Origin of the sequence: Edaphobacter dinghuensis, assembly GCF_014640335.1 — a bacterium.
Taxonomy (GTDB): Bacteria; Acidobacteriota; Terriglobia; order Terriglobales; family Acidobacteriaceae; genus Edaphobacter; species Edaphobacter dinghuensis.
Genome location: NZ_BMGT01000001.1, coordinates 1,163,566 through 1,178,911, shown reverse-complemented (window position 1 = coordinate 1,178,911; position 15,346 = coordinate 1,163,566). Strand labels below are relative to the sequence as shown.

The 15,346-nt window shown below is 56.3% G+C and carries 7 protein-coding genes; 1 reads left to right on the top strand and 6 read right to left on the bottom strand.

Features of this window, described 5'->3' with window-relative positions; translation table 11 throughout:
• Nucleotides 1-269: 269 nt before the first annotated feature.
• Nucleotides 270-3,989, top strand: a complete 3,720-nt coding sequence (locus IEW09_RS04615) for a carboxypeptidase-like regulatory domain-containing protein (RefSeq protein ID WP_188552934.1) — start codon at nucleotides 270-272, stop codon at nucleotides 3,987-3,989.
• Between the two features lie 73 nt (nucleotides 3,990-4,062).
• On the opposite strand, the gene IEW09_RS04610 is transcribed toward IEW09_RS04615, so the two are convergent.
• The 6 genes from IEW09_RS04610 to IEW09_RS04585 form a co-directional block, all read right to left on the bottom strand.
• Nucleotides 4,063-7,629, bottom strand: coding sequence for a TonB-dependent receptor (locus IEW09_RS04610; RefSeq protein ID WP_188552933.1), 3,567 nt, complete (start codon nucleotides 7,627-7,629; stop codon nucleotides 4,063-4,065).
• 226 nt (nucleotides 7,630-7,855) lie between these two features.
• Nucleotides 7,856-9,367, bottom strand: coding sequence for a sialate O-acetylesterase (locus IEW09_RS04605; protein ID WP_188552932.1), 1,512 nt, complete (start codon nucleotides 9,365-9,367; stop codon nucleotides 7,856-7,858).
• Nucleotides 9,368-9,469: 102 nt separating this feature from the next.
• Nucleotides 9,470-10,711 carry an MFS transporter gene (locus IEW09_RS04600; RefSeq protein WP_188552931.1) on the bottom strand — a complete coding sequence of 414 codons (1,242 nt, stop codon included), beginning with the start codon at nucleotides 10,709-10,711 and terminating at the stop codon, nucleotides 9,470-9,472.
• A gap of 105 nt (nucleotides 10,712-10,816) precedes the next feature.
• Nucleotides 10,817-11,977: an acyl-CoA dehydrogenase gene (locus IEW09_RS04595; RefSeq protein WP_229739078.1), complete on the bottom strand. Its 1,161-nt coding sequence runs from the start codon at nucleotides 11,975-11,977 to the stop codon at nucleotides 10,817-10,819.
• A gap of 98 nt (nucleotides 11,978-12,075) precedes the next feature.
• Nucleotides 12,076-12,963, bottom strand: a complete 888-nt coding sequence (locus IEW09_RS04590; RefSeq protein WP_229739077.1) for a tetratricopeptide repeat protein — start codon at nucleotides 12,961-12,963, stop codon at nucleotides 12,076-12,078.
• A 239-nt stretch (nucleotides 12,964-13,202) separates the two neighbouring features.
• Nucleotides 13,203-15,305 (bottom strand): DUF5054 domain-containing protein, encoded by a 2,103-nt coding sequence (locus tag IEW09_RS04585; protein ID WP_188552930.1) that lies wholly within the window; start codon nucleotides 15,303-15,305, stop codon nucleotides 13,203-13,205.
• Nucleotides 15,306-15,346: the final 41 nt, after the last annotated feature.

Genomic DNA, 15,346 nt, shown 5'->3' with positions numbered 1-15,346 from the left:
TTTCCTCCCTCACATCCTTCCCAAACACGAAATCACGTGTTGTTCCGTATTTCGGTACGAATAAGAAGGCAGCACGAGCACATTTTGCGACAGACGCTGAAAGTCAATCTCTGCCAACAGAAAGAAGACAAATCAAGCTCTGATATATTTTCTAAGAAAAAATTTCTCTATTGACACTATGTTGCCACGATCTCTAAAATTTGGGGCGGTCAGATAAATCATTCTTACTCCTGACGCATTATTTTCATTCCTAAAATTACTGAGGCCAAATGATTGCGTATTTAGTTCCCGCTTCTTTTTCCAGTTCACGGGCCCTGTTTCGAACCTCCCTCCTCTGCCTTTTCGTTTTTCTGGTAAGTTTCGTACCAAAGACGGAAGCTCAGATCGGCGGACAAGGTGCCATCTCCGGAACCGTCCAGGACAACACTGGAGCCGTCATTCCCAATGCCAGCGTTACCGCCATCAATATCAACACAGGCGTCAAGACGACGCGCGTCTCCAGTGCAAGCGGTTATTACCTTATTTCGCCACTCATTCCTGGTGAATATATGGTGACCGCTACCGCGCAGGGTTTCGCGACGCTTACCCAGGAGCACATCACCGTCGATGCCCTGCAAACCGTTGGTTTCAGCCCAAAGCTTTCCACGGGCAGCGTCGATCAGACAGTTACCATCACGGATGCGCCACCCGCCCTCGAGACCGAGAACGGCACCCTTAATATGACCATGGAGCAGAAGGAGTACACCAACCTTCCGCTGACCATGAGTAACGGCCCCCGCAACCCGACATCATTTGTACAACTAATGCCAGGCGTACAGGGTGGAGGTCGCTCCGGTGAATTCAGCGGCTCCGGTTCGGCTGCTTATCTCGATGAGGTGTATATCGACGGTATTCCGGTTACGGCGCCGGTTCAGCAAGGTGATAATCGTGCAGTCGCCTACACGCTCGCTCCTGAAGCCATCGAGCAGTTTCAGACCCAGACCAGCGGTTCTCCGGTTGAGTTTGAAGGTCAGGGCGTACAGAACTACGTAGTCAAGTCCGGCACCAACCAGTTCCACGGCGGCGCCTTCGCTTTTGTCCGCAATACTATCTTCGATACCTGGGGCTTTGGAGGAAAGGTCTCCAACATTAATCAGCTCACCGGCCAACCAGTGAAACCTGTCGAACACCAGCTTGAGTGGGGTTTTACAGTGGGCGGACCGGTAATTAAAGACAAACTCTTCTTCTTTACCTCATACGACAAGTACTTCTACCACTCCACCCCGAATCCCACGCAATACACAGTTCCTTCCGCGCTGGCCCGCACGGGAGACTTCACCGAATACTCCTATCCGATCTACGACCCCTCCACCACTGCGGCCTGCACGGCAGCAAACCATGGAGTGAAGTGCCGCTATCAATTTATGGGCTTAAAGAACGGCATACCTACGCCCAACGTTATTCCGCAAGGCGACCTCTCTCCCATCTCTCAGGCACTCGCCAAGACTCTTCCAGCCCCGAACCTGCCTGGCCTTGCCAACAATCTCTCTACTGCAATCCGTCAAGGTACGAACTACTGGAAGACTGCCAGCCGGGTCGACTACGACATCAATCCCACGCAGCGGCTCTCGGGCATCATCCTATTAGGCAACTACGGCACAATTGGTCCGGACTACACCACCAAACTTCCCATCCCTTACGGCACAACCGAGTATGTATCGCAGTTCTCTACGACAGCCGATATCGAACATAGCTGGACTCTTACTCCTAACCTGGTCAATCAGGTCAAGTATGCGTTCAACCGTCTCTCCGCGCCCGATGTCAACGCTACGTTGAATACGCCGTATACGGCCAATGCTGCCGGTCTTACCGGTCTGCCTGCCGGTGAAGCGTCCGACACATTTCCGGCTATCAGCTTTTCCGGCGGTCAGGATTCTCCCCAATCATGGCATGCCATCTCCGGCTCTGTATCGAATAACGAGATCGTCAACACCTTCGTTCTGCTGGACAATCTGCAGTGGGTCAAAGGCAAGCATGCATTTACGTTCGGCGGTCAAATCCAGTGGCTGCAGGACAACTACAAATATCCAAACAACAGTTCCAGCTTTCCTATGAGCTACAGCTTCTCTAATGCCGAAGTGGCTGGCTATTATCCAGACTCCAATACCAAACAGGCCGGAACGATTGATACTGCCGATACCGGTTTGTCTTATGCCAGCTTTCTCGTGGGTGGATTGAGCTCTGGGCAGCTTCAAACAACTTCCCTGCCGGAGACAGGTGCTCGCTATAAGACCTATGCTCCTTATGTTCAGGATGACTACAAGGTTACGAAGAACCTGACCGTCAACCTGGGATTGCGCTGGGAGCTCTGGACGCCCTTCCACGAAGTTCACAACCGCGCCTCATTCTTCGATCCGACCGAGACTAACCCCATCACCGGCAATAAAGGCGCACTCCGCTTTTACGGTCATGGGACAAATAGCTGTAACTGCTCCTCTCCTGTGCCGTTCTGGTGGAAAAACTTTGCTCCGCGTGTGGGCTTCGCCTTCTCCGCAAACAACAAGACCGTCTTCCGTGGAGCTTATGGCATTAGCTATGCGCGTCAGGCCGCTGAAGGTGGACATAACTCCGGTGCACGCACTGGCCCCAGCCAACAGGGCTTTGCCGGGTCGACGACTCTGAGCGACGACAGCCAGGGCACCGCCGCGTTTTTCTGGGATCAGCAACCAAACTTAGTGGCGGATAGTGTGTACGGTAACGGATCCTTTCCGGGTAGCGTTCCTGTGCTTCCGAACACCGATCCATCTCAACAGACTGGATACACCAGCCTCATCAACAACGGCGCTAACGGCGGCTCGCTCGGCTACGGAGATCCGGTTCTCGGTCAGCGTGTACCGTACTTCCAGAACTTTAACTTCGGCATTCAGCGGGCTGTGACAAACAGCACTATGATTCAGGCAAACTATGTCGGAAGCGTAGGACACTTTGTTCCCGGTCAAACCCGCGGTTACTGGTCCGATAAGCTTGACCCTCGCTACCTCGTTCTGGGTTCTCTTCTAACCCAATCTGCTACCCCGGCAAACATTGCCAAGGCAAATGCCATCATCCCTGGAGTGTCGCTGCCTTATCCAACATTTGCAGGCAAGTCGGCTACAGTCGCTCAGGCATTGCTTCCCTTCCCTCAATACAACGGACTCTCCGACGTATGGGGCAACATTGGCAACACAAGCTATAACTCTCTCCAAATCACTCTCGCCCAGAGAACGTGGCAGGGGCTGACGTTCAACGTGAACTATACCTACTCCAAGGCACTCGGCGATGTCGATACTACTCGTGGAGGCTATCCTCTACCGGCCGGTGTTGTCGTCGGCTCAACCCGCAATTACGCGCAAGGCGAGATCGACCATAGCTGGCAGGCAAACGCCCAGAAGCAGCGCCTCGTCGTTTACGGGGTGTGGGAGCTGCCTATCGGCAAAGGGAAGCTCTTCAGCGGTGGACCAGCCTTCATTCGCCCTCTCACAACCGACTGGCAGTTCTCTTCGATCTTCCAGTACAACTCCGGTGCACCCCTACAGGTCAGTGCATCCACCTGCACGGTCTCGCTGGTGACAGCGACCTGCTTGCCTAACCTCACTCCCGGTTACAGCGGCTCTGTGCGCCAGAACGGTAGTCTCGGCAATAACTATGTGGCAGGTGGCACATCTCCCGTATACCTGAATTCTGCCGCCTTCCAAAAGATGTCGAACTTCCCTTATCAGATCGGCAATGCTCCGGATCGCGCACCTTACGATCTCTGGTCACCTGGAACACATAACTTCGACATGAGCGTGCGTAAGAGCTTTCCGATCTGGGAGCAGGTCAAGTTCACCTTCCAGGCAGATTGCTTCAACGTAGAGAACAAGGTGACCTTCGGCTACGCCTCAACCAATATCGATTCAACCAGCTTCGGACAAACCAACCTCGGTAGCGGTAACCGCGATTGGCAGTTTGCTGGCCACATCGATTTCTAAAAAACAGAACGGACGAAACAACGGCGGCATCCATGCAGGATGCCGCCGTTGTCTTTTGCACATGATTTTCTTATTAGAAAAGAACCTTCAGCGAGAACTGCATCTGTCGCGGAAAGTTCTGTTGTGTCGAACCAACCGTTCCATAGCCTGACCATGCTCCCGGCTGTGTCGGATCGGCAACGCTCGTATTCCGCGAGGGTGCCTGCTCCGGCGATCCAGTGTTGGGGCCACCGAAGATCGGAGTATTGGTTGCGTTGAACATTTCGGCCTTGAACTGCGCCTTGACCCCTTCTCGGATGGCGAATTTCTTCTCCATTCCTAGCGAAGTCTGCTGTGCATACGGATTACGCAGCTTCGTCGTGCGCGGCAATTGCGTCACTGCCGTGTACTCCGGAAACGTTGTGAAGCATTGGTTTTCGCTGTTGTTCAGATAGCTCTTCCACGACCGATGCGCCGGTCGCTCGTTGTACTGGCCGCCGCAGGTATAGATATCGTTGTTGGGGAAGCCGGCAGGCGTGCCGCCGTCATTGGTAAATATCCAATCCAGTTGCCAGTCGTTCACTACTGCACCGAGCAAGCCATGCGCGTTGGAGAGATACGTACCGCCACGCCCAATCGGCAGGCCGTATAGTCCACTGAAGGCAAAGTCCCACGGACGATCGCTGCCATCGACCGCGTTGTATGGCTTTGTATCGACCAGGCCTGCACCGCTGTTGTTCAACAGCCCGGTAGCCGACATCAAACGCGACCAGGTGAATGCCGAGAGGAAGCTGACCCCTCTGCTCAATGCACCGCCGCCAGAGAAGCGCTTCTCCATCTTTGCCAGCATTGCGTTGTAGTGGCTGTATCCACCGGCATAGGTGTAGATATACAAATTGCCGTCAAACTGCGGATACGGCACCATCAGGTACTTCGCTTGAATCGTGGGATTCTGCCCCATCGAAACCGACTTGGGCAGTACACCATAAAACGGGTTCGGCACCTGCTGATCCAGATAGTTAGGATCGTCATGTCCCTTCTGGAAGTCAGATGGATTCAAACCATTGAACTGCTTGGAGGCGCGCAGCCGTGTAGTGTGTGCTCCCAAGTAGGCAAGGTTGGCAACAATGCCGAAAGGCATCTGCACCTCGAAGCCTGCCGTGAACTGCTGCACGATAGGAATTTTGCGATCACGCTGGTCAATACCGAAGCCGGTACCCACCAACGTTGCCGCCCCCTGCGAGTTACCGGGCGGCACGATGAACCCATTCGGATACGGCGTACCGCTGCGGAAGGACGTCGACGGATGCAACCCTCCATCAGGCGTCGAGTTGTAGCTCGTGTCCTGGCTCCATGCCGATGCGCCACCAAGCTCGATTCCAAAGGCCTTCGAGATGGTATATCCGCCATGGAATACGATGTGCCTGTTCGGCGTAAACGAGAGTCCAAGCTTCGGTTGCCAATAACCGCTCTGGTTGTCGTACGCCGTAAGCTTGTCGCTCGCAAACTGTACGGCGCCCAACATCGGATTCACCATCGTTGCTCCATTGGGCAACACGTTGCCCGCCGGGTAGGTGATCTCGCTCGAGATAGGATTCACACAGGTCAGGCAGACGCCCGCCAGCAGCCGGTTATGGCGCTCTCTTGGCGACAGCTCCTCGTCCCAACGCAGGCCCGCATTCACCGCGAACTTATCATTGACCTTCCAGTCGTCCTGAACGAAGAAGCCAAAATACTTGTACGACTCGTAGGGCGCGAACCCGTAGTGCACACTCCCGCCATTGGCATATCCCATCAATGTTTCAGCAATAGAAGAGCCGTCTTTGTTCGACTTGAACGGATTCTCCTGCGTAAAACCATCAGCGAAGGAGAAGTTTCCATTTGCCTGCCCAATCCCGCCTGAGACATCGTGATAAAGCGAGAACTCACCGCCATAGTGCAGCGTGTGTCGACCCAGCGTCTGCGTAATCGACGGGCCCAGATCATATGTCTCAAAGATGGTTGGATCTCCCTGGTTTCCAACAACTCCCGGATAACCATCGCTGAATGAAAACTCCGGCGCATAGGTATGCGTCGTCGTCGGAATCTGCGGCATACTCAACCCCAAGTCAGTCGGAGTAAGCTTTGCCAGACCTGCCGAGAGTGCCCCGTCTGGAGCGAGCGTGTAGTAGCGATTGAAAGAAAGCCGTACGTCCGCCACTAGTGTGTTCGAGAAGGTATGCGTCAGGTCCAGCACCTGCGTCAAGCTCGAACGGTAGTTGTTGATATTTCCCGTAACGGCTGGCCCGGTAAATCCGTTGCCATTGCGGTACTCATACCCAGCCCACCACGCAAAGATGCCATACAACCGTGTCCGGTCGGTGAAGTTGTAATCCACGCGGGCAATGGGCATGTTATAGCGGTACCGGTCTTTCCCATTGAAGACATAGTTGTTCTGGTACCCGGGCCGGTTCGGTGCAGGAAACAGACTTAGTATCTTCAATCCGATCGGACTGATCCGCGCGGACGGAATTGTATTGTTAGCAAACTGCGTGCGGCCATAAGTGGTGCATCCACCGTTACCTGATGGAACGACGCAGGTTGTCGTATCAGGATCATAGATCCCGTTTGTCTTGTTCACCGCGGCAAGATAGTTCGTCAGATTCACGTTTCCGCTCGCATCCGGCAACATATCGGGCGTTGGCACCGACGTAACTACGCCAGCCGGAAGGACCTGTCGATATCCTTCATAACTGAAGAAGAAAAAGCCATTGTGCTTCAGGAAGGGACCGCCAATCGTTCCTCCAAAGTCATGCTCATTGTGGAATGGCTTCGCTTCACCCTCCTGGCTCAACTGATAGGTATTTGCATCAAAGATCGAGTTCCGCCAATAGTCGAACAGTGTGCCATGAAAGTGAGGCGACCCGCTCTTCAGGATTGTGTTCATCGCTCCACCGCCGACACGCCCATACTGCGCATCAAAGGTGATCGTCATTACCTTGAACTCCTGCACCGCGTCGATGCTGGGTGAAATGTTCCAGGTCCCGGCAGGTCCGCCACCCTGTACCGAGATCGGCGCACCGTTCAGCAAAAACTGGTTGGTAATTCCCTGCTGCCCCGTAATCGAATACGCATTCGACGTATCCCATCCGCGCGTACCGGAGTAGCCTCCCGCACCGAACTGCGTCTGGGTAAATCGAACGCCCGGCGTCAGCGCCATCAGCATATAAACCTGCCTTCCATTCAGAGGCAGGTTCTGCACCTTCTCCGGATCCATGACCGTACCGCCGGAGGCGTCCGTCGTAGACAGCTGAATCGGGTTTGTCGTTACGGTGACCGTCTCTGTCTCTCCGCCGGCAGTAAGAGCGATGTTCAGGTTGATCTTTTGTGCTACATCGAGGATCAGGTCAGGCCGTTGTTCTGTCCGAAAGCCTTTGGCCTTAACTGTCACCGTATAAGTTCCTGGCTGAACAAAAGGAATAACGAAATATCCCTTGTCATTGGTTGTGATCTTGTAATCCTGCTGTCCGCTCTTTGCCTCAACCATAGCCCCATCAATAACATAGCCTTTGGCATCGGTTACATTCCCTTGAATGGTTCCCCTATATTCCTGTGCTGCCGCAGGTAGTGAACAAGATAGCGCTACCATAAAGCAGACGACGACTGGCCCAAATATCTTCATAGTATTTCTCCAAAATATTGATAAAAAGCATGTTGGAAGACCATGGCAGAGAGGACTTCAGCCGTGCAGGAAAGTTGTTCAATCTGATAGCGCAACCACTATACCCGCGCACGACAAAATTGAGGAGGAAAAATTTTGCACACAATCTTATAAGTGGACTTATATCAAGAGGTACGACAAGTGGGGTCACACCCGCCCCACTCTCGCGTTAGAAAATTACACCCGCCTACTCTGAGGTAAACGTAGAGGCCGGAAGTCCCACAGCATTGTAAAGATTCGCCGTCGTAACGTTCTGCCATCCATAACGTACATATTCCGGAGTCTTTACTGTCGCATTGCTCACCTCGACGGATGTCCCATCGATCTTCGCTGTAGCCGGAACAAATTGCTTGTCCGCTCCTGCAATCTCAAAGCCGGTCAGCTCACCACCCTTGGCAGTTAAACCTTTAGCGTGGTCAAACCAAACCCGCATTCCCGCACCATCTCGCGTGGCCTGACGAAACATTGGACCCGAGTAATCCACAGCCTCTCCATAGACCATTCCGCGCGCAGCCACCGCCAATCGCGCTCCAACGGTCTGCTTATCCGGAGGATGCACATTGTCCGGCGTACCCACGTCGAGCGACACCGCCATCGCCGTATTCGTCACCGCCAGCGTCCGACGCTGCTGGTCGCGCAACATTCCCCAATGCTCGCCAGGAGAATCGAAGCTGGAGATCTGCACAAAAAGAAACGGAAAGTTCCCTTCCCGCCAATGATTTCTCCAGTCTCCAATCATCGCGGAGAAAGACCTCGTATAGATCGGAGCGGTCGCCGGTGCGCTGTCGGTCTCACCCTGATACCAGATCACGCCCTTGATCGAATACGGCGTCATCGGAGCAATCATCCCGTTGAACAACGCAGCCGGCAGCCACGATGTCTCATCCGGATGCCACGGATGCTTCGGCAAAGGCTGATGAGCAGCAAGCGCCGCCGCGTCCTCCCGTTTCTCCGCAGCCTCGACCCTCCGAGCCCTGCTCTGTTCATCGGCGAAAAGTGCACGATTTGCAAAGATTGGCATCAGCGATGCATCCGCGCCGATCCCATCCAGGCTGATCCACGAAGCCACCGGCGTTCCTCCCCAGGTTGCATCGATCAGGCCAACCGGAACATGCTCCTTCTGGCTGATCTCACGACCGAAAAAATAAGCAATAGCCGAAAAGTTGGCAGCCGTCTCCGGCGTACACAGCGTCCAGCTCCCGTCGACATCCTCCACCGGTACGTCTGAGCTTTTGTGTTCGATCCGAAGCAGACGCACTGTGGGCACCGTGGCATTCGCAATCTCCTCGGCGCCGTTCTTCAGTACCGTAGTTCCGCCAAAGCCCTTCAGCGGAAACTCCATATTCGATTGACCCGATGCCACCCACACATCCCCGACAAGAACATCCGAAACCGTGACTGTCCCGCCTGCATTACCCTGCGCGGTCAGCGTATAAGGCCCTCCAGCCTGCTCCGGCATCAACCACAGGCTCCACTCGCCTTCAGCATTCGATTCCGCAGACCGCGTCTGCGCATGGAAGTGTACCGTTACCTTCTCTCCCGGGTCCGACCATCCCCACACATGAATGGGAGCTTCCCGCTGCAGTACGGTGTGATCACTGAAAAGGTGCGGAAGACGAACTTCCGCAGCCGCGCTTCCCACTACGGGGAGAAGAAAAAGCCCTAAAGCCCCAACCAATCTCAGCTTCTGATTCAGCATCCAGTCCAGTCCTTTCGGAAGGGTTCGCAACAAAACACAACGGCTCGTCACATCTCGATGACGATACCATTGCTTCGCTACAGCCTTCCACAGACCGTCCTTTTACGCCTCCATCAGCTCATCCTCAATGGTCAGCTTATGGCTGTCGAAGTGCGTTTTGCTCTTGTCTCCGACCGCATGGCGTAAAAATGCCAGTCCAATCAGTGCCAGTGCCAGCACGCTTACGCCCGTCCACTGCCAATGCACCCAGGCCACCGTCGCCAATGCCGACCCCACTGCGGCGCCGCTGAAGTAGACCGTCATATATACCGTGTTCAGACGGCTTCGCGCCGACGCATCCAACCCGAAGATCCGCGTCTGGTTGGCGACCTGCGTCATCTGCGCCCCCATATCCAGCACCACGACGCCCACAATCAGCAGAACCATATGAAGCGCCGTTGAAAGCCGTGCGCACTCCTCGCCCCACAGCAGCAGATACGAAACCGCCAACAGCGAGATTCCTACCGACACCACCCACCGCGAGCCATGCTTGTCCGACATGCGCCCGGCGATAGGAGCCACCATGGCACCCGCTGCACCTACGACGCCGAACGTACCGGCAACTCCAGCCCCCAGACCATAGTGGCTATACAGCATGAACGCCAACGTCGTCCAGAAACAGCTGAACGAGGCAAACACCAACGCTCCCAGTTCGCTGGATTCGCGCAGTAACGGCTGTGTCCGGTACAGTGTCCACAACGATTTCATGGCATCGGCATAGCGCAGCTTCTGCTTTGGCGGCAGCTTCGGCATCATTCGCCACAGCATCGGCACAAATGCCGCATTCATGATCGCCGCAATGACAAAGACAGAGCGCCAGCCGGTAATGTGGCTCACCCATCCGGCAAAGGTCCGCGCCAGCAGAATGCCCAGCAACAATCCCGTCATCACAATGCCGATTGCTCGTCCTCGCTGCTCGTTCGACACCAGGTCCGGAGCAATTGGCAGCACCACGTGGGTCACCGATGCAAAGATCCCGATCAGAACGCTCCCCGCAATCAACAAGCCCAGATTAGGAGCCAGCGACACCAGCACCAGCGACACCGCGACTGCGGCGAACATACGCATCATCAGCGCACGCCGCTCTAGCAGGTCGCCCAGCGGCACAAAGAACAGTAGCCCCATGGCATAGCCGACCTGCGTTGCCACCGCCACAAACCCGGTGCGCCCGGCGGCGGTGCCAAAGGTGTGGCCCATCTCCAACAAAAGCGGCTGGTTGTAATACATAGTGGAGACGCCCACGGCACACGCAAGCCCAAGAAAGGGCAGCGGCGCGCGGGATGCGGCACTGGAAGTCTTTGTCATGATTCAAGAGGCCTGACCACTAGTGTAAAACGATCACCCGATAACATTCACTCCTAATATTCATCAGGTTCCATCAACCGGCACATCGGCGCCTCTTTCGATCCTTCAAAGCACCAGCTTGGCGATCGTCGCCAGCTGCATAAAGGAAGTCCCTTCATAGATCTTCCCGATCTTCGCATCGCGGTAGAGCTTCTCCACCGGATAGTCCTTCACGAATCCTGCCCCACCGAAGACCTCCACCGCCAGGCTCGCTACCTTCTCCGCTACCTGCGAGGCGAAGTACTTGCACATCGCCGCCTCTTTCACGAAGTCAGCACCTGCATCCTTTAACCGCGCAGCGTTGTAGACCAGCAACCGCGCCGCCTCTATCTCCGTTGCCATCTCCGCCAGTTGAAATTGCATCGCCTGAAACTCAACCAGCGCCTTGCCGAACTGCCTGCGTTCCTTGGCCCATCTTGCCGCGTGGCCCCACGCCCCGGAGGCCAGCCCCAGCATCTGTGCGCCGATCCCGATCCGCCCCTCGTTCAGCGTCTCGATGGCAATCCTGTAGCCCTTGCCAACCTCGCCCAAAACCTGGCTGGCAGGAACAACGCAATCGCGAAAGATCAGTTCGCATGTACTCGAAGCACGAATCCCCAGCTTGTCTTCCTTTTTGCCCAACGAAAAACCGGGCGTTCCCTTTTCCACCACAAACGCCGTAATTCCCTTGTACCCCGCCGAAGGATCAACCGTCGCAAAGACGATAAACAGCCCTGCCTCCTTCGCATTGGTGATCCACAGCTTCTGTCCGTTCAGAACATAGTTGTCCCCGTGCGGAACCGCCCGCATCTGCAAGGCAAACGCATCGGACCCCGATGCCGCCTCGCTCAGCGCGTAAGCCCCCACCGTCTCCGCAGCCAGTCGCGGCAGCCACCGCCGCTTCTGTTCCTCCGTCGCCCAACGCAGCAGTGCATTCACGCACAACGTATTCTGCACATCGACCAGTACACCCACTGCCGGGTCGACTGCGGAGATCTCCTCAACCGCCAGAATCGCCTCGAAGAAGCTGCCATCCGCTCCGCCATAACTCTCAGGGATAGAGATGCCCATCAGCCCCAGGCCAAACATCTGCCGAACCACACCGGCGTCCATCGCCTGAGTCTCATCCATGCTGCGCACCAGTGGCGCAATCTGCTCTGCGGCAAACTGTCGCACCGTCGCTCGAAACATCTGCTCGTCTTCGCTTAGCTGTGTCAGCGGAGCGGCGCCTCTTCGTTGCTCATCCATCCATTCACCTCAATTAAACAAAAGAGGTTAAGCACGATTAAAGAGGTTAACCCACCCGGCGCCCGCATTGGCCATAAAGTAACGCCCGACGATGAAATTTATCCCGCCGCCTTCACTAACCGTCCACCCCGGCTCACGATCGACAGCTTCTCCGCGTTCAGAATCTTGCGCGCCTGGTCTTTTGCATGGCTCGACCACGGCCCCGTCGGGTCCAGCCGCACGTACGCCAGCCAGTGACGCAGAGCGCGCCGCCGCTGCCCCTGTCGCTCGTACGACAGCGCAAGGTTGTAGTGTGCATCTGCATAGTGAGGTACCAGGGCTACCGCCTTTTGGTAAGCCGCCGTGGCCTGGTCTAGTTGCTGCATCTCATCCAGCACATTGCCCAGGTCGAAGAACGCCAGCGCATAGTCCGGGTCTGCCACCGTCGCCCGCCGGTACAGGTTCTCCGCCAGTTCATACTCGCGCAGGTTGTAGTGAATCGTCCCCAGGTTAATCAGCGCAGGTGCATGTTCCGGTCGCACTGCCAAAATCTCCCGGTAGATCTCGATCGAAGCCGGAATCGTCGCCGGATTCTCCTCCAGCTTCACCGCGCGCAGAAACATCTCCTGTAACTCGGCAGCCTGCCGCGCAGGGTCTTGCCCTCCGCTCCTCACCACGCTCAACTGCCGTGCGCCGGTCGTGTCGAAGTCAAAAGCAAGCTGCTGCGTCAGCGGATCGACCAGCGCACCTCCATGTCGAAACGCCAGCCGCGACCCCCGCCGCACGGCGCTCGCCTCCATGAGAGGGTTCCTCATCCCACCGACGCGCTGCATCGCATCCACCGAAGCCCGGATGCTCTTGGCCGAAATCCGCGTCGTAGCCTGCAGATCGCGCAGCGTGCGCAACCGGCCCAGCTCTTCAAAACTGTAATGTTCGTTGGGGGAGATCAGCCCCGCTCGCTCCCACGCCACTAGCTGGCGCGCATGCAAGTGCAGGATTCGCAACACGTCTTGACGGCAGTATCGGGTCACGTCGCTATCTCTGTTGCCCCGTCCGGAGATCCGCTCCAGCAGAACTCTTGTTGCAGTATGCCGTCCAACCCCGCACCAATCAAGCCCTTTTCATGCAGCCATATTAAAAAATGGTGGATATCTTGTACCAAATCGGGTACAGAGGCCAAAGGATGCCCCATGTCCGGGCTTTCGGATATGGGGATGCAACCTCGGCTCCTCATCGCAACCTCATTTCAGCTCGCTATGGTGAAGCGATACATCCAGTCTCCACCAGCCCACTGCGGATAGTTCGTGCCCCATGCATTGTTGAAGAGGTTCACATGCACGCCTCGCCGCAGATCAGGCAACTCCTCGCTGAAGTTCAGCGGCGATCTCGCGCCCAGTGCCACCACCGAAGCATCAAGCGTCGTAATCATCAGCCTGTCCGCTCCATCTTTGCAGGCAAACTGCGAAGTCACCGCATGCATCCTGCGGCCACCACCCCGCACAACATCATCCGCCGAGACTTCTTGGTTTACCTTCTCGAAACTCCATTTGGGATCGCCCGCCGTCTCCGGCATAAAGGTGAGCCACATCGACTCCGGCATACGGTTCGGAGCCTTGCCCATCGCATAAAATGTAACCTGCGCCACAGGCTCAGTCTTTGGAAAAACTAGTTCGAGATACATCGACTTCGGCCATGCCACCAGTCCATGCTGCTCACTCGCAGCATCATCCACCGCAAGCTCCATCAAGACTCGATAACGTTCCGGGTGCTCCTGCACCCACATCTGCTTCAGCACCGGGTGCCACTCGCGCGACTCTGCATGAAAGCGCTCAATGTTCGGTTTGCCGAAGTCCTGCGGAGCCCACCACTGCTTGCTACGCACATACGCCGCCAGAAATGCGGTATAGTCAGCCTGCGAAAGCGTCTGGTAGGTGAATAGCGCCAATGGATGCTTCTGCGATGCCCATGTCTTCTCCGTCCGCCGATTGACGAGCTTCACAATCGAGCCTGTAGCCGGATCGAGCATCAACTCAAAATGCTCCGTGCGAATCTCTTTCTTCGCATCGTGCACCTGCATTCCGGAGTGGTCCGGTGCCGTAACACGCAGCGCCTCCAGCCGCGTCTTCGCCTCCCTCTGCAATCCCTCCGGCAGATTCGCCACACCCGCATCGACGTCGTCGCGCTTCTCCTGCCAACTTCGTTCCATCGTCTGATAGCCGGGCTTGTTAATGTACTCCGCCAATTCTTTCGGCGAATAGTGATCGTGGTCAATGTAACGCTTCGTATCCGTCCCCCACGTATGCTCCACCGCCAGCACCAGCCTGCGGAGCAGTTGCCGGTCCGTCGCATCGCCCACGCTCATCCGCTTGCCTGCGAGCCACTCGCCGCGTAACCGCGCCATCTCGCGATATCGCGCAATCTTCGGCGGATCACTCGGCGCTCCATAGATCCACGTATCGCCGATCTCCTCCGTCACGACCGGCAGTCTCGTGCGTGTACTCTCCATCGCCGTCGCTACATCGCTTAGGCTCCCCGCAACGATCTTCGCATTCGGAAACTGCCGCCGCAGCCCGGTGTACATATCGTCGATCTCTTTCATCGTGTGCGGGCCGGAGTTGTCACTCCTTACCATGACCGACACTGCCAGGTCCGAGCCTGGCACACGTACTACGCTTCCATAATCGTGTCTGTGATACAGCACCGCAATCTCGGCTCCCTCGGGCTCCTTCCACAGAAAGACATCGGGAACCTCAGGCGGCGTGCTCGCCGGATTCACCCCAATATCCAGCAGCCGCACCCCACCCGCAGCCAGCGGAGCGACAATCCCCCGCGAATGGCACGGAACGTCCGTCATCTTCCCCGCAATCGTCGTATGCCCAAAGCGCTTGTCGAGCGCAGTCGAAAGCCCCAAGCATCCCTCAATCATTGAGCGGTCGAGCATCTCCGTCTGCCAGCTGAACGGCAGCGAGTGCCACGCAATATCTCCCTGCGCAATCGACTGCTCCATCCTCCGCCGCTCGTCGCTGCTTGCCTGCTCCAGATACTCGTAGAGCAGCCACGATCCCGTCGTCCAAACATAGCGGTCCTGTCCTGCCTCTCTGCGCTGCGCCGCCAGTGCCATCGCCTGCGGATAGTACTGTTTGAAGTATTTCTGCATCACGTTCGCCTGCGTATCCGTGAAGCCGATATCGAGATGACACTTGAACACCGCAATCACCCGCTTCACATCTTCCTGAACGGCTGGGGCCTCCACACCCTGCTGCGCCATGGCAACCCTCTGCCACGGAGGAAGCGCAGCCGAGGCCGCAGCGGTCAACGCCGCAGACCTGAGAAACTCTCGTCGCTTCATCACTCCTCCATCCTCTATCGGTGAATTAGATTATCTTTCGC